General features: G+C 56.4%; 20 protein-coding genes. 15 read left to right on the top strand and 5 right to left on the bottom strand.

Translation table 11 applies throughout. The annotated features are described in order from the left end of the window. The first annotated feature begins 54 nt into the window (after positions 1–54). Genes N879_RS19760 through N879_RS19745 form a run of 4 tightly spaced genes read left to right on the top strand, consistent with a single transcriptional unit; the run spans position 55 to position 3,876 of the window. Entirely contained in the window at positions 55–789 is a 735-nt protein-coding gene (locus tag N879_RS19760) for a TenA family transcriptional regulator (RefSeq protein ID WP_022983674.1), read from the top strand. A 60-nt stretch (positions 790–849) separates the two neighbouring features. Further along, positions 850–2,310, top strand: a complete 1,461-nt coding sequence (locus N879_RS19755; RefSeq protein ID WP_009457372.1) for an aldehyde dehydrogenase family protein — start codon at positions 850–852, stop codon at positions 2,308–2,310. A 31-nt stretch (positions 2,311–2,341) separates the two neighbouring features. Further along, positions 2,342–2,821: a GlcG/HbpS family heme-binding protein gene (locus N879_RS19750; RefSeq protein WP_022983673.1), complete on the top strand. Its 480-nt coding sequence runs from the start codon at positions 2,342–2,344 to the stop codon at positions 2,819–2,821. A 20-nt stretch (positions 2,822–2,841) separates the two neighbouring features. Next, positions 2,842–3,876, top strand: coding sequence for a 2Fe-2S iron-sulfur cluster-binding protein (locus N879_RS19745; protein WP_009457374.1), 1,035 nt, complete (start codon positions 2,842–2,844; stop codon positions 3,874–3,876). Here N879_RS19745 and N879_RS19740 read toward each other — a convergent pair. Further along, a complete protein-coding gene (locus N879_RS19740) occupies positions 3,873–4,064 on the bottom strand; it encodes a hypothetical protein (RefSeq protein ID WP_009457375.1) in 192 nt (63 codons plus the stop codon). The two genes, N879_RS19745 and N879_RS19740, sit on opposite strands and share 4 nt — an antisense overlap. A gap of 202 nt (positions 4,065–4,266) precedes the next feature. Between N879_RS19740 and N879_RS19735 the strand changes: the two genes are divergently transcribed. The 8 genes from N879_RS19735 (at position 4,267) to N879_RS19700 (ending at position 10,409) form a co-directional block, all read left to right on the top strand. Beyond that, positions 4,267–4,575, top strand: coding sequence for a 2Fe-2S iron-sulfur cluster-binding protein (locus N879_RS19735; protein WP_009457376.1), 309 nt, complete (start codon positions 4,267–4,269; stop codon positions 4,573–4,575). Continuing rightward, a complete protein-coding gene (locus tag N879_RS19730) occupies positions 4,575–4,919 on the top strand; it encodes a hypothetical protein (RefSeq protein WP_009457377.1) in 345 nt (114 codons plus the stop codon). The genes N879_RS19735 and N879_RS19730 overlap by 1 nt, the downstream gene beginning before the upstream one ends. 11 nt (positions 4,920–4,930) lie before the next feature. After that, positions 4,931–5,209: a 2Fe-2S iron-sulfur cluster-binding protein gene (locus N879_RS19725; protein ID WP_009457378.1), complete on the top strand. Its 279-nt coding sequence runs from the start codon at positions 4,931–4,933 to the stop codon at positions 5,207–5,209. Positions 5,210–5,220: 11 nt separating this feature from the next. Continuing rightward, positions 5,221–6,165, top strand: a complete 945-nt coding sequence (locus N879_RS19720; protein ID WP_009457379.1) for an ornithine cyclodeaminase family protein — start codon at positions 5,221–5,223, stop codon at positions 6,163–6,165. 41 nt (positions 6,166–6,206) lie between these two features. After that, the gene (locus tag N879_RS19715; RefSeq protein ID WP_009457380.1) at positions 6,207–6,557 is read left to right on the top strand and encodes a hypothetical protein; all 351 of its coding nucleotides are present in this window, start codon (positions 6,207–6,209) and stop codon (positions 6,555–6,557) included. A gap of 248 nt (positions 6,558–6,805) precedes the next feature. Continuing rightward, positions 6,806–7,828, top strand: coding sequence for a Nif3-like dinuclear metal center hexameric protein (locus N879_RS19710; RefSeq protein ID WP_009457381.1), 1,023 nt, complete (start codon positions 6,806–6,808; stop codon positions 7,826–7,828). Between the two features lie 26 nt (positions 7,829–7,854). Further along, positions 7,855–8,961, top strand: coding sequence for a hypothetical protein (locus N879_RS19705; RefSeq protein WP_022983672.1), 1,107 nt, complete (start codon positions 7,855–7,857; stop codon positions 8,959–8,961). Between the two features lie 347 nt (positions 8,962–9,308). Further along, complete coding sequence (locus N879_RS19700; RefSeq protein ID WP_009457382.1) at positions 9,309–10,409, top strand: MBL fold metallo-hydrolase; 1,101 nt, start codon at positions 9,309–9,311, stop codon at positions 10,407–10,409. Here the strand turns inward: N879_RS19700 and N879_RS19695 are convergent. Then, on the bottom strand, positions 10,406–11,155 hold the full coding sequence (locus N879_RS19695) for a tyrosine-protein phosphatase (protein WP_022983671.1): 750 nt from the start codon (positions 11,153–11,155) through the stop codon (positions 10,406–10,408). The two genes, N879_RS19700 and N879_RS19695, sit on opposite strands and share 4 nt — an antisense overlap. A 475-nt stretch (positions 11,156–11,630) precedes the next feature. On the opposite strand from N879_RS19695, the gene N879_RS19690 reads away from it, so the two are divergent. Then, positions 11,631–12,824 (top strand): amino acid aminotransferase, encoded by a 1,194-nt coding sequence (locus tag N879_RS19690; RefSeq protein ID WP_022983670.1) that lies wholly within the window; start codon positions 11,631–11,633, stop codon positions 12,822–12,824. 339 nt (positions 12,825–13,163) lie between these two features. Here N879_RS19690 and N879_RS19685 read toward each other — a convergent pair whose 3' ends face one another. Next, the gene (locus tag N879_RS19685) at positions 13,164–14,114 is read right to left on the bottom strand and encodes a LysR substrate-binding domain-containing protein (RefSeq protein ID WP_009457392.1); all 951 of its coding nucleotides are present in this window, start codon (positions 14,112–14,114) and stop codon (positions 13,164–13,166) included. Between the two features lie 156 nt (positions 14,115–14,270). Here N879_RS19685 and N879_RS19680 point away from each other — a divergent pair, with 156 nt between their 5' ends. Next, a complete protein-coding gene (locus N879_RS19680; RefSeq protein ID WP_009457395.1) occupies positions 14,271–15,314 on the top strand; it encodes an aromatic ring-hydroxylating dioxygenase subunit alpha in 1,044 nt (347 codons plus the stop codon). 5 nt (positions 15,315–15,319) lie between these two features. Further along, positions 15,320–16,525 carry a 2Fe-2S iron-sulfur cluster-binding protein gene (locus tag N879_RS19675; protein ID WP_009457397.1) on the top strand — a complete coding sequence of 402 codons (1,206 nt, stop codon included), beginning with the start codon at positions 15,320–15,322 and terminating at the stop codon, positions 16,523–16,525. Between the two features lie 517 nt (positions 16,526–17,042). Here the strand turns inward: N879_RS19675 and cml are convergent. Both cml and N879_RS19665 read right to left on the bottom strand, forming a co-directional pair. Further along, a complete protein-coding gene (gene cml, locus N879_RS19670) occupies positions 17,043–18,242 on the bottom strand; it encodes a CmlA/FloR family chloramphenicol efflux MFS transporter (RefSeq protein ID WP_022983669.1) in 1,200 nt (399 codons plus the stop codon). A gap of 259 nt (positions 18,243–18,501) precedes the next feature. Beyond that, positions 18,502–18,972 carry a helix-turn-helix domain-containing protein gene (locus N879_RS19665; protein ID WP_009457405.1) on the bottom strand — a complete coding sequence of 157 codons (471 nt, stop codon included), beginning with the start codon at positions 18,970–18,972 and terminating at the stop codon, positions 18,502–18,504. Between the last annotated feature and the right edge of the window lie 45 nt (positions 18,973–19,017).

Raw genomic sequence — 19,017 nt, 5'->3', positions numbered from 1 at the left:
CCTCATCTTTCGTCGGCTGCTGTCAGGGCGACGTCTTTCAACAAGGAAACAGTCATGGAAAAACTGCTGAATCGCGATGAATTTCGCACCGCATTGGAAACCGCCATTAAAGGGAAAAGTGCCAATACTTCCCCTTTCAGCATTGCCTGGGCCAGCGGCAAATTAAGCCGTGAGCATCTGGCTCGCTGGGCTGAAAACCACTACCACTATGTCGGCCCTTTTGCTGACTACCTGGGCTATCTGTATGCCCGCACCCCCGCCGAATACGTAGAAGCCAAAGACTTCTTGCTGGCCAATATGTATGAAGAGGAAATTGGGGGCGACCGTCACACAGACTTGCTGATCCGCTTTGGCGAAGCGTGTGGCACGACACGGGCTCGGATCGAAGATCCTGACAATATGAATGCCACCACCCGCGCCTTGCAGGCCTGGTGTTACGCCATTGCCATGCGTGAAGACCCCGTTGTTGCCGTTGCAGGGCTAGTCGTGGGCCTGGAGTCTCAGGTGCCCTCCATTTACCGCAAGCAGACACCGACCCTGCGTGAAAAATACGGCTTCACCGATGAAGAAGTGGAGTTTTTCGATCTGCATATCGTGTCCGACGAGATCCATGGCGAGCGCGGCTACCAGATCGTTCTTGAGCACGCCAATACCGTAGAGCTGCAACAGCGTTGCCTGCGCATCTGCGAAATTGGCGCCGAGATGCGTCTACTGTATACCACCTCCTTGTACAACGATTACGTCAAAGACGAAATCAGCCTGCAAGAACTTCAGCTGGAAGCAGCCTGAGCCAGACAGCCGAGCGGGCAGATGGGCTGCCCGCCGACCTAGAAACAAGGAAGTACAGCGGTGGACAATCTCAAGGACGTCGTTTTCGACAATTACATTGATGGGCAGTGGCTGCCCAGCCAGAGCGGGCGTACGCAGCCCAATCTGAATCCGGCCGATCGTGATGATGTAGTGGGGGCTTTCCCATTGTCCACGGCTGAGGACGCAAAGGCGGCTGTTGCAGCTGCTCAGGCTGCCTTTGCAGGATGGCGAGCCACGCCTATCTCCGCTCGAGCTCGTGTGCTGAATGCGGCGGCAGCCTGGCTTGATGCCAATGTGGACCGTATCGCTCAGGGCCTGACGCGAGAAGAGGGCAAAACGCTGGCGCAAAGCAAGATGGAAGTCGGGCGCTCGGCCCAGACCTTGCGTTTTTATGCGGTTGAAGGCCAGACCTATACCGGCGAGACCTTCCCCCAGGATGATGCGCAGCAACTGGTGTACACCCAGCGTGAACCATTGGGCGTGGTGTCCGTGATTGCACCCTGGAATTTCCCTATCTCCATCCCGGCACGCAAAATTGCCCCCGCCTTGATCACCGGTAATACCGTCGTGTTCAAGCCTTCATCCGACACACCTTTGACGGGCTATTACCTGTGCGAAGCCTTTGCGCAAGCCGGGATTCCGGCGGGTGTGCTGAATCTGGTGCATGGCAGGGCCAGTGAAGTGGGGCCCACGCTGGTGCAATCTCCTCAGGTACGCGCTATTTCGTTTACTGGTTCGACCCAGGCGGGTGAAGACATTTGTCGTCAGGCACGCATGAGCACCCGGACTCAAATGGAGCTGGGTGGCAAAAATCCCTTGATTGTCATGGAAGACGCTGATCTGGATCTGGCCGTCAAACTGGTGGTTCAAGGCGGATTCTCCTTGAGCGGCCAGGCCTGCACAGGAACCAGCCGCGTGCTGGTGCATCGTCAGGTCAAAGAAGAATTCACGCGGCGCCTGGTAGAGAAAGTCAGCGCTTTGAGCGTGGGTAATGGCTTGAATGGCAACCCCGATCTGGGCCCGATTGCCACCGAAAGCCAGTTGGAAAGCATTCTGGAATATGTGGCCATCGGCAAGCAGGAAGCCACCCATTTACTGGGCGGCGAACGTTTGACTGACGGTGACTACGCACGGGGCCTGTTCATGCGTCCGGCTTTGTTCACAGACGTGACCCAGCAGATGCGTATTGCCCGCGAAGAGATTTTTGGCCCGGTGATTGCCTTGCTGGAAATCGATTCCTACGAGCAGGCGCTGGCCATGGCCAATGACACCGAATACGGCTTGTCGGCCGCCATTGTGACGCGCAGTGCCGACTATGCGCATCGCTTTGCCAACGACATTGAAGCCGGGACAGTCAAGATCAATCGCACCACAACCGGCAACTTGATCAATGCTCCCTTTGGTGGACTGAAACAGTCCAGCACCTCCACCTTCCGCGAGTCGGGCCGGGCGGGCCTGGAGTTCTATACCCAGATCAAGACCGTGTATCGCGGTATCTGAATTTTATTAACCCGAAATACTGAGAAGACATATGAAAAAGATCCTACGTCTCGAACAGCGCGAAGCGCGCTTGATGGTGGACGCGGCGATTGCCAAATCCAAGGAGATTGGCGTGCTGGAGACCGTTTGCGTGGTTGACGAAGGGGGCTACCCCATCGTGATGGAGCGCATGGATGGGGCACGTATTACCGGCGCCCAGATTGCCTGGAACAAGGCGTTTACCGCTGCAGGCCACAAGCGCTCCACCCATTTGTTCACCACGCCGCCTAATGGCCCCGCCTTGCCGGGTAACGAAGCCTTCGGGATTCAGTTGAGCTTTGAAGGTCGCTTTGCTGCTTTTGTAGGCGGCTACCCCATCGTGGTCAACGGCGAAGTCATTGGTGGCATAGGCCTGAGCGGTGGTAACGGCGAGCAGGATACGGCAGCCGGTGTTGCTGGCTTGCAGGCCTTGGCCGAGGCCTTGAAGGCAGAGGGTCTGGACGTGCTGGTTCAGGCGGACATCAAGAAATAGTGGCATCAGGAGGACGGGTCATGGCCCATCGTGTCGATATCAAGGAAACCGGCGAGCAGTTTTGGGTAGAACCGCAAGAGACCATCTTGCAGGCCGCCCAGCGCCAAGGCGTGCGCATTTATAGCGACTGCGAGTTTGGTGGCTGCGGGACCTGCCGCATTCAGGTCACCCGTGGGAAGGTTTGTTATGAGGATGACTGCCTGCCCATGAGCATTGCCGACGAGGAACACGAGCAGGGCCATGCCGCCGCCTGCCAGGCACGGCTCGATGCCGATATTGAGATCAGTCTGGCCGCACATCGAGATGACTTGCCTGAAACCCGGCAAGTCCGGGCGCAGGTTCACAGCGTGGAAAGGGCATGTCAGGGGATCTGGCGTCTGATTTTACAGTTGCCGCAGGACGTGCAAGTGTCGTTCCGTCCAGGTCAGTATCTGAACATCTTGTTCGAGGACGGGCATGCACGCAGTTTTTCCATGGCCAATGCCGATGCCGCACAGGGGCGCATTGAATTGCATGTGCGGGAAGTGGAGGGTGGGCGTTTCACCCAGGTATGTTTGCCGACCCTGAAAGCCGGCGACGAGCTGCTGCTGGAACTGCCCTTGGGCGTGTTCTATTGGCGTGAGCGCGACTGGCGACCCATGGTCATGGTGGCAACCGGAACTGGCATTGCCCCCATCAAGGCGATTCTGGAGTCCTTGCTGGACAAGGATGATTGCCCGCCTGTCAGCCTGTATTGGGGAATGAATCGGCCCGAAGACCTGTATCTGGCCCAGGAGATTGAATCTTGGGCTGAGCGCTTGTGCGAGTTCCGTTTTGTCCCTGTGCTCTCCCATGCTGACGAGAGTTGGCAAGGCGCGCGCGGCTATGTGCAGCAACAGGTGTGCCGGGATGAACCTGACCTGTCAGAGCATGCCATTTACTTGTGTGGCTCGCCCGTGATGATTGAGCAGGCCCGTGGTTTGTTCAAGGAGCATGGCGCCAATGAGCAGTTCATGTATGCCGACGCCTTCAACTTTCAGTCTGATCCCAGCTCGGCAGAGCCTTCTCTTGTCTAGGCTCGGTGTGGGAGTTGGTCCTGACCGGCTTCGGGGTCGCGCTTCTTGCGGCCGCCAAACAGTTCAGTCAGCGAAGGCAGATTGATGAGAGGGATACGACGGCGCAGATGCTTGCGCTGGGCCAAGTGTGGCAGCAACTGCTCGCCGACGGGACGCTGCAGATAGCGAAGTTCGACGGGGGTTTTCATGATGATCTCGTTAATGGGTTTGAATTGAATTAAGTATACCGCAATAGGGGTTTCTACTCAAATTGACGGATATTTGTGTCTAAAAACAAGAAAAACTGTTGCTTGAAGGTTGCGGTTTTTATCTTGGTATACCGTTCTTGGTTTTTTCAGGCGGTCAGGGCTCGCAATCCGGTCGCATTATCGGCAGCCAGCAGGAGGTTTCATGCCAACCATTACTTTTCATAAAAACGGCCAGACGCATGTGGGTGAGGTGCAGGAGAACACCAATCTGGTGGTCCGGGCGGGTATCAAGCAATTTCCCTTTCCGCATTTGACCTACGGTTGTGGCATGGGCAAGTGCGCTAAGTGTGCCTGCCGTGTTCTGGAGGGGGGCGAGCATTTGCCAGCGGCCAACTGGAAAGAGAAAAAACAATTGGGCGAGCGACTGGATCAGGGCTGGCGGCTGGCCTGTCAGCTATGGATTAATCAGGACATCGTTCTGGAGCAAGCTGAAACACAGGAGGTGCAGTGATGTATGTGGTGCTGACCAGCAAGCCAGGGGAATACCGCACGGAACCGGGCGTGGGCGTGGAGATGGTGGCGGCCTATGAATACCATTTTCAGGGTCGTTTCAAGGCGGTGTTTGTCATTGCGCGTATTCAGGAAGGCTCGCGCGTTCGCATTGTGGAAGAGACGCCAAATGGCACGGTCAATGACATCCCTACCCGGCAAATGGAAAAGTTTGCAACAGTCGAACAGGCTTATGAAGAACTGGCCGGATTGACGCACTTTGGCAGCATACAAGCCGAATTGCGTCAGTGTGAGCTTGACGGACACCAGGCAGGGGCACAGACCCCGGCACAGCAGCAATCCTGAGGTAGCAGAATATGGTTCAGATTACATTTGCGTCGAATAATGATTTGGTGGTGTCTGCCGCCGAGAACAGTAACTTGCTGCGGGTTTCCATCCGTGAGCGCGGTGGCATCCCGTTCAAGTGCGGGGGCGGGATCTGCGGCACCTGCAAATGCCGAATTACGGAAGGGCTGAGCAATACGGATGAGGTCAAGGCCAAGGAACACAAGCATTTGTCCGAGCAGGATCTGGCAGAGGGTTTTCGTATGGCGTGCCAGACCTTTGTTCGTGGTGATGTTACGGTGAGCTGGTAAAAGGAGCGGCCATGCTGCATTTGACCGATCAGCAACTACACGAGCTGCTTGATGCGCCTGCCGTACAGGAGGTGCTGGAGCAGGCTTTCATCGAGTTTGGGCAGGGCCAGGCGGCCCAGCAGCGTCGTGTACGCACGCAGGTGGGCGATACCCGTTTGTCGACCTTGGGCGCGGTCATCCCAGGCCAGCAAGTGGCGGGTGCCAAGATTTATACGACCGTGCATGGCGCATTCAATTTTGTCATTGTGCTGTTTGATGCACTGAGCGGACAGGCTTTGGCCACCTTGGATGCTGGCGCCATCACGCAGTGGCGTACTGCAGCCTGCTCGGTACTGGCAGCACAGCGTGGCGCCAATCCCCATTCGCAAACCTTGGGAGTGCTGGGTCTGGGTGCCCAGGGGATGGCGCATGCCCTGCAGTTTTGCCAGACCTTTGATTTGCAACGTGTGCTGGTGTGGAGCCCGAATGTCGATGAGAAGCGCTGCCACCAGCTGGAGCTGGAGTGTGGTGTGCCTGTGCGAGCCGCCCGAGCGGAAGAGATCGCCGCACAGGCGGATATTCTGGTCACGGCCAGCCGCAGTCGCGACCCCCTGTTTGATGGACGCAGCCTGAAGCCAGGCTGCTTTGTCGCCGCCGTTGGCTCCAGTTTGCCAACAGCGCGGGAATTGGATGATGCCTGCCTGCAGCGGGCAGGCAAGATTGTGGTGGAGTGGGGTGAGCAGACTCTTGCGGAGGCGGGGGACCTGATTCTGGCCGCGTCCGATTGCGGCGTTTCGGACAAGTTGTGCGAGTTAAGCGATTGGTTGCAATTAGACCGGGGACAAGGCTACGACGCACAGGGAATTTGCGTGTATAAATCAGTGGGTGTGGCGATTGAAGATATTGCCGTCGCTGGGTTGGCGTATCGCCGCCATCAGCTTGGCAAGACAGCGCAGGAGGCGCTTGCTGCACACTGAAAACGACAATAATTCAAGCATGTTGGGGGTAGGCAATGGGGATGGCAGGCTTTTCTTCTTTAGGCGAATTCAAGCAGGCACTGACCCGGGACTACAACCGCATCAACAGCAGTATTTTTGCATCAGGTGTCGTGACGCTGAAGATTGATGTGCTGGAGGATCGGATCAGCATGTTGGCGGTTCATAAACGCCAGCCTGCCTTGCAGACGTTGAGCCGTGAAAATACACATATTGCTGATCTGGCGGATCTGTATCTGATCAAGGCCTTCAAAAAGGAGATGAAGCAGGTTTTGGTGGATGAGTATGGCCTGGATGTGGTGGCCATATTCAAGGACTACGACGCCGCGGCGCAATTGTCTTCCACCATGGTGTTGTTGCAAAAAGGAGTGTGAATGCAGTGGCATTGGTGAGAACCGTTGCCCTGAATTCCGAACCGATAAAAAGAAGCTGACTGGTAGACAGTCTTGTTGTCCTTCCGTCCGGAGTGGATTGCCGGATGTGCAATTTGCTTTGGAGCCAAGCTCAGGCCCTGACAGGTCCGCTTGGGGAAGTTGCCGACAGGAAGTGCTCGCATACCGCCGGCCTCGGACTCTGGGATTTCCCAGGGCCCGAGGCCGGCTTTTTATTTGGAGACAAAATCATGGCCTATGTAGCCGATTTGCTGGATGCATTGAACGTAATTACGGGGGGACGCATGGTGTCCTGTATGGATGAGGTCAAATGCGGCCACCATCCCTTCGTGATCTGGAAGTCCTCTGGAATTTACGGCAAGGAAGTACTGGAAATTCCAGGGCTGATTCATGGGGACCCTAACAAGGAAGTGCGCAAGGTGGCGGTGTGCATGACCATGTCCGAATTGAGCATTGAGCTGGCGGGCGCAACCGGGGTGGACGCCATTGTTGCGCATCATCCGATTGCCGATGCCGCCAGTTGCGGGGGCGTGACCCTGAAGGATTACCTGGACCTGTATGGGGTGGCTGCCCTGGAATGTCATGAGGCGTTTCATGGTCTGCATCCGGGCATCGCGTATCTGCATGGCCACAAAGTAGCGAAAAGCGATATTGCCTATGGAGGCATTCATGGCAATGTGATGTTCGTGGGCGAACCATTGGATGGGGTGAGCACTTTGGGCGACATGCTGGATCGGCTTGACGGCTTCATGGGGCTGGATCTGGAGGATCAGGTCTTGCAGGCCGAACGCCGCATCAAGGGCAATGAACACATTCTGGAGACCAGCACCTTGACGCGTGGTGCGATTCGGCTAGGGGAGCGCAACAGTCGCGTCGGTCGTATTTTGCACATTTTTCCGCATACGGGATTCAGCCCCGACCATCTGCGTCAGGCGGTGGCCGAGAACCCGGGCGTTGACACGGTGCTGGCCTCTATCAGCCGGGTCTACGACGGTCATGCGCTTATCGAATGTGCTCGTGAATTGGGTCTGAATTTCCTGGTGGGCAATAGCCACGTGCTGGAGATCCTGGAGAATGGCCTGCCCTTGGCCTATGCCTTGAGTGCCTTGCTCGATGGCGTCGAGGTGGTCATGTTCCGTGATCGGGTGACGTCCACGCCTGTGCACCAGGTGGGCGGGGCCCGCCTGCGTGAATACGCCCAGCATTTTTCGACGGCTCATTTGATGGGCAAGAACGTGTTGAGCTTCCAGTAGGTCCAGCTTCCTGAACGGAGAGAGACATGGATAACAAAACAATAGAAATAGACAAAGTAGTGCATGTAGCGCCTGCGGGCCGTCGGCCCATGGAGCGTATCGAGGCGGTGGGCCTGGGCTTGCTGCTGCTCGCCATGCTGACGCTGTTTTTCTTTCCCGCTACCTTGTCGGGCGCGTTTGATACGGTGCTCAACAAGGTCAAGCCCGTGGTGGTGGATGTATTTTTGACCGGGCAGGTTGGGGTGGCTGTCATTATCAGCGTCATCATTGGACGCTTGCTGGAGCGTTTGGGTTTTACCGATGCCATGATGCGAGTGTTCATGCCGGCGATGCGGGCCATTGGAATCAATCCGGCCGTCATTATTCCCAGCGTGTACAACATTTTTGGCGATATCAACGCCGCTGGTCGTATTTCGGGGCCTTTGTTGCGGCAGGCTGGTGCAACCAAGGACGAGCAAAAGATTGCGGTAGCCACGATGGTGCAGTCTCAGCAGTCGTTCTCGACATTCATGCTGGGCATGATGGCTTTGACCTTTGCCGGAGTGAATGTTTTTGCCGTGGTGCTGATTGCGATCTTCGGCCCCTTGTTGCTGTCTCCCTTATTGCTGTCGCGGCTGGTTTACCGCAATGTTCGCTCGGTGGATCTGTTGGCAGCCCCCCGTTTCACACCGAATATCGATTTTGCGCCCATGCTGTTCAAGGCCGCCCGCGAAGGGGTGGAATTGTTGCTACTGGTCCTGATCCCGGCTGTGGCCCTGGTGTTCTGTGTCATTGGTTTGCTTGAACATATCGGCATTTGGGCACCTATCAGTGATGTGCTTGAGCGCGGTTTGCTTGCGCTGAATATTCACCCTGAAACGGGCGTGCTGGCGATGCTGGTCAGCCCCACTTTGGCAATGGGCAAGTTGCAGGCGATGGCTTCCACACTGGATCCATCTCTGGTAGTGGGTTCATTTGTACTGGCGTCGTCCGGTTTGCCCTTATCGGCTGTCTTTGGACAGATTCCGGTGGTCTGGGCTGAATGCTCGGATCTGAATGAAAAAGAAGTCATGCTGGCCGCCGTTCTGGGCATTGTGATGCGCTTGTTGACGGCAGTGGTACTGGCTGTGTTTCTCACGCCTTTGATTGTCTGAGTTCCTGTTTGTAGTTCCCCCACTTTAGGAGCGCTGATGTTGGCGCTCTTTTTTTATTTTGTCTGTTTTCTCCAGGCGTGGTGACTGCCATCGAACTGCCATAAAACTGTAACAGGGCTGAAAGAACACTTGTTTAACCTGAGCCTGTCGTAGTCTTTTTAAGGCAGGGCACTTCGGTGACTCTGGTTCTTTAAGTTGATGCCTTTTTCTGTCCGGCAGCGTGCGCTGCGGCCCATTGCGCTTATTGATGCTTTGCTTTTGTGCCCGGTGTTGTGCCGTGCCGCAAAGCAGGATGCCGGGTGTGGCTTGGCGATGTACTGGCCTGAATGCCTTGTAGGGGACGGAGCATGAACCAGACCCTGGTGACGGTGTTAAGCGGCTATGGTGGCAAAGCGCCAGCCGCCATTCTAGTGCAGGCATGTGGCTTGCGATTGCTGCTGGATGCCGGCGGGCCTCTGTATCCTGGACAGGTGTGCGACTGGTATCAAGGGCTGGAGGTAGACGCCATTCTGGTGACGCACGATCATCAGGATCATATTGGCTCCTTGTCCAAGCTGCCTGAACACATACCTATATATGCCACGGCCTCTACGGCGCGCAGCCTGCCTGCTGGGCGGATCTGGCGTGAGCTGCCAACCCGTGGCACGACCTATATCGGCGATATTGCCGTGCGTACCGGCTTGTCCGGCCATGCTTTGGGTGGTGTCTGGTTGCATCTGGATGTGGGCGGCGGCCTGTTTTATAGCGGGGACTTTTCCTGCGAATCCCTGTTGTTCCCCTTCGATTTGCCACCACCTGCGTATCTGGCTTTGCTGGATGCATCTTACGGTTTGTACGATCAGTCTCATCACGTGGCCTGGAGCATTCTGGAGTCTTTGCTGGAGTCGCATCCTGCCTTGTTGCCCGTGCCGCCGTCAGGTCGGGCGATAGAGATTGCCTTGTGGCGCCAGCAGCAAGGTTTTGAGGACTGGAGCATGGACGCGTCCTGCTACGAAAACCTGACCCGCATGATCAGCCAAAGCAGTGACTTGTTGTTGCCGGGTGTGCAGCAATCCTTGCGTGAGTTGATGCCGCGTGCGGCTACGTTTGATCCGCAAGCGCACCTGCTGCTGGCCGGTGAGCCGGACGGCTGTCAGGGCAAGGCAGGGGAGTTGATTCGCGAGCACCAGGCGCGGGTTGCGGACCCCAATGCCCAGTCTGGCGAGCGCTTGTTGATTCATACCGGCTATGTGGCTCCCCATGCACCACGTGGCACGCATACCTTGTGCTGGAATGTGCATCCGCGTTTGACGGATTTACGCTGGCTGGTGGACATGGTGCAGCCACGCTATTGCATGCCTTTGTTCACGCAAATGCATGATTTGCCGACCTGGCGCAATGTGATGGGACCGGCCCTGAGCCTGGAAGGTCACTGGGAACTACCAGCGACCTCCGTAGGCGTGGTTTAAGCGGTGTAGCGTTCCAGCAAGGCTTCGCGTCGAGCGGGGCTGAGCTTCAAGGCGTTCTGGAGGAAGTTCTCCAGATTGCCATGCGTTTCATCAATCGTCTTGAAGGCGGTTTCCAGAAACTCGGGCTGGACGCCCCAGAGAATATCCAGCACTTCCTCGCTGATGCCACGGTTATCGGGCAGATTGGGGCGGCGGAAGAACTGATTGGTCAGCAGATAGTCGTGCATCACATCATCAGGGTGTACGCCAGTGGCGCGGTGCAGTAGGGCGACGGCAAAGCCGGTGCGATCTTTCCCCGCCGTGCAGTGCATGACGACAGGGGTATCGGTTTCCAGCAACTGGTCAAAGACCCGTCCAAACGTAGCGGCATGACCAGTCACGAATTCCGTGTAGGTCTTGTTCATGGTGCCGTAGGCAGCTTTGACGTCCACTTCGCCTTTGGCAAGCATGTCCAGAAAATCAGGCAATACGGTGGGTTCGACGGTCAGCGCATGACTGGTCAGAAAACTGTACTGGTAGGGAGAGCGTTTGCGCTCATGTGCACCCCGGAAATCCAGTGAGCAGGCAATACCCAGCTCTTGCAGGGTGTCCAGGTCCTGGCTGCTTAAATCCGCCAAATGGTCCGAACGGTAGACGCGACCTTTACGAAAGGAGCCGGAGTCTGTGGCATAGCCGCCAATATCACGGAAGTTGCTGGCCCCTTCTAAAGGGCAGGATAGGGAACTGGGCAGCGGCGATACGGACACGGCGGACTCCTGTTGAAACGGTGAAAGTCCCATGTTAACGGTCTTGAACGGGATCTGCATATGACAATGCGGTGACAGCTGGGGAGTGCGGGAGGACCGAAAGCACAATGAATGCAAGTGCACGGTTCTGTATCCTCAGAAAGCCATGTATATTCTTTGCTGGCAAGGCCCAGGCAGACAGGCTGGTACACCGCGTTCACGTTCTTGAGGCTTCGGTTTGCTGAAAATGTGAACAGACTTCAAGGTGACGCTGGCGTTTGACAGCCTGCACCGACTAGACAAGAACAGGTGCCGTGCCGAGCCAAGGGGGGACAAGTCTGATGACGCATTCACGCATCGCTCGCGTGCTCATGTGCTGCAAAAAGAGCCCCAGGATATTGGCTAAAGTAGGCCCAAGGTATAAGGTCAATGGTTATTTGAATAGACCGGCGATCAGCCCGGGCGGCCCACAACCGTAATTTTTCAAGGAACAAGCATGTTTGAGCATTTGCAGGCCTATGGTGGCGATCCGATTTTCCGTTTGAACGAGGCATTTCACGCCGATCCGCGCGATCGCAAGGTCAACCTGACCATTGGTTTGTATTACGACGACCAAGGCCGTCTGCCTTTGCTGGATGTGGCTCGCCGGGCTGAAGAACAATGGGCGGCCAAGGGCCAGCCCCGTGGCTATCTGCCTATTGAAGGTTTGGCTTCCTACCGCAGCGCCGTGCAAAAACTGGTTTTTGGCGCCGACAGCAAAGTGCTGCAAGAAGGTCGTGTTGCGACCATTCAGACATTGGGCGGTTCGGGGGCCTTGAAAGTGGGTGGCGACTTCCTGCACGAAGCCTACCCCAATAGTGAAATGTGGATCAGCGATCCAGCCTGGGATAATCACCACTCCATCTTCCGTGGATCGGGCATTCCTACCCACACCTACCGTTATTACGATCCAGCCACGCGCGGTCTGGATTTCACCGGCCTGATGGAAGACATTTCCGTCCTGCCCGAGCACAGCATTGTCTTGCTGCACCCCTGCTGTCATAACCCCACCGGGGCTGATCTGAGCGACGAGCAGTGGCTGCAACTGATCCCTGTGCTGCAACAGCGCAAGCTGATCCCTTTCCTGGACATGGCTTACCAGGGTTTTGGCCGTAGCCTGGACGAAGACGCTTTCGCCGTGCGCGCCATGGTCGATGCTGGCCTGACGTTCTTGCTGGCCAACTCCTTCTCCAAAAACTTCTCCTACTACTCCGAGCGCTGCGGTGGCTTGTCGGTGGTGTGCCAGAGCGCGGATGAAGCCGATCGTGTTCTGGGTCAGCTCAAGGTCGTGGTGCGTCGCATCTACTCCAACCCGCCATCGCACGGTGGTCAGGCCATTGCCACCATCTTGTCCGATGAGTCCTTGCTGGCCGAGTGGACGGCAGATGTGGAAACCATGCGTCAGCGTATCGCTGCCATGCGTCAGCGTGTGCACGATCGTCTGAAAGAGCTGGCTCCCCAATACGACAGCAGCTACTTCGTCAAACAGCAAGGCATGTTCTGCTACACCGGCCTGACCAAAGAGCAGATCCAGAAACTGCGTGACGATTTTGGCGTGTACGTGCTGGAGTCGGGCCGCATCAGCGTGCCAGGTCTGAACCAGTCCAACGTGGATTACTTCGCGGAGTCGCTGGCTGCTGTGGTGGCCTAAGACACTGACGTCTTTCCAGCAGGATTAAAGAGCGTGTTTATGGCCCCTTCTGGGGCGGTAAACACACTTTTTTGTTGATGCTGGAAATGCATCCGCAACTGCGTGGATTGCGTGGTAGAAAGCGCTTATGCGTACTTGTCTGATCCAGGCGCTCGACTTGTTTTGCTCACCTGGCTGGGTGCTTGAGCCTGAACTGAAAAGTGGAACGGTGTAGAGCTAAGCCATCGAACAGCCCTGCGCTTATATAGCTGAAGCACTCAATGGTTTAGTGCTTAGCCACGGCCAGGCGAGCAAGGTCTATCGGCAATCCAGCCGTGTTTCGTCGTGCTGCGACATTGCTCAGGCTAATGCTTGCAGCAGCAGTTCCTGATTGATCTGCTCCTGCTGCCGCGCCCGGTTCAACAAATAGCGATGGAAATCCTGGCTATGAGGTGACTCAAATGCACCCGCCCGTCGGGTCAGCACATAGGGCCAGGGCAGAGGCAAGGAATGGGAGAAGGGCAGGATTAGCTGCCCGCTGCGTACTTCCTTTTCTATCATCGAGCATTGCGCCAATACAAAACCCTGACCGGCCACTGCAGACTCCAGCGCCATGTGCGACAGGGAAAAAACCCGGAAGCGGTCCAGGGGCGTATCGCCTATGTCTATATCCAAAGACTCAAACCAGTCGCGCCAGGATGGCGGCGAGGTAAAGCGTGGCTGCCAGTCCGAGGACAGCAAGGGATAGTTCAATAGATCACGAGGATGTCGCAAGGCGGCTTGCCCCTGGAGCAGGGCCGGGCTGCAAGCGGGCACGACACGGTCTGTATAAAGCTCGGTAAAGCTGCGGGGGCGGGCGGCGGCCTGACCGTAGGTAATCCGAAAGTCGATTTGCTCGGCTTCCAGATCCGGCTCGGCATGGCTGCCTTTCAGATGCAGTGTCAGCTCCGGGTCGTACTGCTCCTGCCATTGAAATGCCAGCGGAGCCATCCAGGTTTTAAGCATGGACGGCAAAGCGCTGATCGAAAGCAGGCTGGTGTTGCGCGACCGCTCCATTTCTTGCTGGCCGTCGCGCAATAGCTCAAATGCCTGTGTACAGATTTCATGAAAGCGCACCCCCGCCGCTGTCAGTCGCAAGCGTTTGCCTTCTTTGTAAGTCAGGCTGCAGCCCAGCGAGTCTTCCAGCAAACGTAATTGCTGGCTGATGGCACCGGGAGTAATTTTCAGACGACGGGCGGCTTCTTGCAGGCTTTGGCTATGGCCCAGCGTCTCAAAGACTTGCAATGCACGTAAGGGAGGCAAGGTATCCATGATGATCAGACCCCGTCCAGAAAAGTAATTTAACTTTAGAAATTCTAAACGATATGGATAGTAGGCTGAATTTGATTGCGACTATCATGACAAACAAGAGAACATGAATGGGCTCGTTCAGCCATCATGCACCGCATTTAGAGTTGGGGGTAAATCATGTTTGTACGCAATGCCTGGTATGTAGGCGCATTGGCTACACAGCTCGGTCGCAGCTTGCAGCCTGTGCGTATGCTTAGCGAAAACCTGGTGCTGTATCGCCGCGAAGACGGCCAGCCCGTGGCCTTGGAAGATTCCTGTCCACACCGTCGCCTGCCTTTGTCCAAAGGCCGCTTGATTGGCGACCAGGTGGAATGTGGCTACCACGGCCTGACGTTTGATTGCAGCGGCTCCTGTACCAAGGCACCCGGTGTGGCGCAAATCCCTAGAAGCGCGGTGGTGCGCAGCTACCCCTGTACGGAGCGTTTTGGCCTGGTCTGGGTCTGGATGGGTGATCCTGAGTTGGCTGATCCGTCCAAACTGATCGACATCCCAGAGTGGGAGAATCCCGAATGGGGTGTGAACCGTGGCGACGCCATGGAACTGGACTGCAATTACCTGTACGTCACGGACAATTTGCTGGACCCTTCGCACGTGTCCTGGGTACACCAAAGCTCGTTTGGTAGCCCCGACATCATCGGCCTGCCCTTGACGGTGAAGGTTGAGGACAATGGCGTGACGGTCTCGCGCTGGTCCAAAAATGTGGAAGTTGCGCCGTTTTACAAGCAGTTTGTGAAATTTGAAGGCAATTGCGACCGCAAGCAGCAATACGAAGTGCGTTTCCCGTCGCTGGCCGTGATCAAGGCCATCTTCCTGCCCGCCGGTGCGGCTACCGAGGAGCCCAGCGAGTACCACCAGGACGTTTTCCTGATGGACTCCTATAACTTCCTGACGCCTATCGACGAAGAACACACCCGCTACTTCTGGTTCCAGCTGCGCAATTTCAGCCCGGATGACGAGGCCATCTCCAAGATTTTCAACGAAGACGTGCGCCACGCTTTCCTGGAAGACAAAGTGGTTCTGGAAGAAGTGCATAAAGCCCTGAAAGAGCGTCCTGCCGCTTTGGACTTGCCCTTGGATTCTGGTCCCTTGCGCTTCCGTCGCAAGATCAGCCAGATGATCCAGGCTGAACAAGCTGTCGCCAGCGAGACAACAACGGCTTGAGTGCGATGAATACGACTGCATCACCTGTGCCCACCGAAGCCGCAGCCAACCGACGTTTTCGGGACTATCGGGTACTGGAAAAGCTGCGCGAAAGCGACGTGATTACTTCGTTTGTGCTGGAGCCAGTGGACGGTGTTGTGCCACCTTATCAGCCAGGCCAGTATCTGGTGTTCCGTCTGGAGATTGACGGGCAAACTGTGCTGCGTAATTACAGCGTGTCGGGGGACCCAGACTGCACGGATCGTTTGCGTATCTCCGTCAAACACGAGCAGGCTCCGGCAGGCTTGAACGTGGCCGATGGTGTGGCTTCCACCTGGCTGCATCAACACGTGCAGCCAGGTGATGTGTTGAATGCGGCCGGCCCTATGGGCGAGTTCGTGCTGGACGAGAGCAGCCAGCGGCCTGTGGTGTTGCTAAGCGGTGGCGTGGGCCAGACCCCTTTGCTGGCCATGCTGCATCGTCTACTTAAACGCAGCCAGCGTAAGGTGTATGTGATTCATGCATGCGATAACAGCGCGGTGCATGCCTTTGCCGATGAGATGCGTGAGCTGGTGGCACAACGCGAAGGCGTGCAGCTTTACTTCTGCTATCGCAACCCGACTGAACATGATGAGCAAGCCGGTTTGCACCATGTGGCGGGACTGATTACACGTGAGCAGTTGCAGCGTTGGCTGCCACTGGATGATTACGAGTTTTACCTGTGTGGGCCCAGTGCCTTCATGCAGAGCAATTATGGTGTGCTGCGTAGTTTGGGTGTGGCACGTGAGCGCATTCACTACGAGTTTTTTGGCCCGGCGACGGTGCTGGAAAACACCTTGGCGGATGATGTTGCAGCCAGTGCGGTTCAGGATCAGGTCCAGCCTGCCCCCTCCAGTCGTGTCGATGCGAATGTGTTGGAGCTGGATTCGCCTGTAGAAGCAGTAAGGGGAGCCGCGACAGCAGCGGAAGATGCGGCGCAGACGGTGACATTCCTGCCCGATGGCCGCCAGGCCCAATGGCATGAGGACTGCCCCTCCTTGCTGGATCTGGCGGAAGAAACGGGCTTGAGTCCGGACTTCAATTGCCGGGCGGGTCTGTGCAATACCTGCATGTGCACTCTGGTATCGGGCGAGGTCGACTATTTTGAAGAGCCGCTGGACCCTGTGCCAGAGGGCAAAGTCTTGTTGTGCTGTTCCCGTCCCCGTGGACCGGTGGCCGTGGAATTACCTTAAGAGTTTTTCAATTGCTTGTTGAGGTTTGCCCCGTCCTTTTGGGACGGGGTTTTTTTTCAAAAAAATCATATGCTTCCTTGTTGGAAGTCAGGCGAATTGTCGATGTCTGGAGCAGGGGGTGTGGACATGAGGACTGTTGAAGTGGTGGTCCTACATAGGCTGGTTACCTTGCTATAGCTGGGCTTGCTCGCTTATCCAATCACTAAAGGCACGGACCTCTGCTTTTTGTGTCGCATCGGGCAAGGTCACCAGGGAGTAGGCAAAGCGGGCTGGCCGTTCCTGCGCTGGATTACGGCGCAGGACAATGTATAGGCGCGCAGGCTATACGATGGTTTGACTCAGGCAACAGCGTGGGTGACGTATGACTTGAGTTTGGGGATGGCTGGCGACACACAGAATTGAGTACGTCTGATTGCATTGTCGTCCGCCGTAGCTCGCTCCTGACATTATTCATGAACAGTGACGACGGGTGATCTAAATGAAGGGAAGGCTTATCGAAAGCCTTCCTTTTTTAACCTTAAACCTCGCGTTTGGGCCTTGCCTCCAGCAACATCAATGCAAGCAAAACCACACTGCTCATTCCCAGCCCAAAGACCACCAGTGGCCATGCCGTATCCCCGCCCAGCAAGGTCACAGCTACGGTACCGAACACGCTAACAATCAGGCTTTCTACGCAAAAGTAGATCGCCACGGCGGAACCGGCTACATCATTGAACTGGGCCAAGGCGCCATTGGCGGTGACGGATACCGTCATCACAATGCCCATGGCGGCTAGCCACATGGGCAGGATAAAGCTGCTAAAGGAGGGTTCCAGCAGGAGTTGTCCTGCTGCCAGCAACAGGGCGGCTAGGGCGATCAAACCCATACCGCGTCTCAGGCTCCCGGCCGTTCCCCAGCGAGCCACAAAGGTTTTGGACAGGCGGGTGGTGGCAATCATCACCAGGGCAACACTGGCAAAGGCCAGGCTGAAATTCACTTCTGAATAGCCAGCTTGTCCGATCAAGACTCGGGGCGCGGTCGAGAAGTAAACAAAAAATGTCCCCATCCCGGTGGAGAAGCCCAGGGTATAGACCCAGAAGGCCGGACTCTTGAAGACGGCCAGTGCGCGCTGCTGGGAATGCAGCGGTTTGGGAGGTCGGGTCTCCTGCCATCTGCACAGCGCATGGATCCAGGCTATGAGCCCCATCGCTGCCAAACTCAGGAAGATGGCTTGCCATCCTCCCATGCGGGCAATCAGAGCACCTGCAATAGGCCCCAAGGCGGGTACGAATGCCAGGATGGAGCTGAACAGGCTATAGATCACTACCCCTTCGGGGCGGTCTGCATACACATCGCGCACTGTGGCAAACAGGGCCACAAGGGTGGCCGAAGCCCCCAGTGCCTGCAGCACCCGAAAACCAACAAAAGCCCAGGCGGAACTGGACAAGGCAGCGGCGGTTGAGGCCAACACGAACAGGGCGGCCCCTGTCAGCAAAACAGGTCGTCGGCCTATGCGATCCGAAAGGGGGCCAAAGATCAGTTGCCCCGCACCCAATAGCAGCATGTAAAGGCTAAGGGTCAGCTGGATGATGGCTGGGGTCGTACCTAGAAGTCCCGGCATGGCCGGGACGACGGGCAGGTAAATATCCATCCCCAGGGAGGCGAGGATGTCAAAGGGCGCCATCAGCAGCAGGGCAGCCGGCAGCGTATAAGCCCAGGAAGAGCGTGAGGAAGACATAACAAAATTACCACTCGAAAAAGAAATCGGGCGGCGTCTGTTTGTTATCAATCAGCGGGATTGGAAGTACAGAACGCCGCAACAAGACCAGAGCTTGTTGCGGCTTACTCAGTTGCTGACTTAGTGCTCGTCATGCAGACGGCTCCTCTCATAATCGTTTGTTGGTGTGTCGCGGATTGGATACTTTAAGGTGGCGGCTGGCCTGGCCTGGCTGCGACAACTGCTCATTATAGGGGGAGGTTCTTACAGCCTTGAAGCGTCAGCTTGTGGTGGTTGTTTTTATGCCCGACATCGTTTTGGCAAGACGCGACATCGCTTCTCTGGAGCCGCTGGTCTTGTTCTTCTTCACCCGGATGGCGGCGGCTTTCAGCAAACGCTGGAATGTCGGGCACTGCGTATGGTTGGCGGCAGAGCAGTGCGCGGCGTGGCGCAAACCTTCGCTCATGGCTTTCAGGCGCTTGATGGTGGCATCCAGTTGATCGGCCTTGGATAGCAGCAATTGCCTGTCCACCTGCGCAGAACCATCGGGAGGCAGCATGGCCCGTATTTCTTCCAGCGACAAACCGCCCGCTTGCCCCAAGGCAATCAAGGCCAGTTGATCCAGCACTTGGGGCGTAAAACGACGCCGTTCTCCGGGGGCGCTGACTGCACGGATCAGGCCTTCTTTCTCATAGTAACGCACGGTGGAGGAGGGTAAGCCGGTTTGCTTGGCAACTTCTGAAATATCCATCTTGTACCTGTTGACTTGAAGTTGACTTCAACTTCTATGATTACT

The sequence above is a fragment of the Alcaligenes sp. EGD-AK7 genome, from assembly GCF_000465875.3.
GTDB lineage: Bacteria > Pseudomonadota > Gammaproteobacteria > Burkholderiales > Burkholderiaceae_B > Alcaligenes > Alcaligenes phenolicus.
Note: the sequence above shows the minus strand (reverse complement) of the source record. Positions and strands in the feature narration are given on the sequence as shown.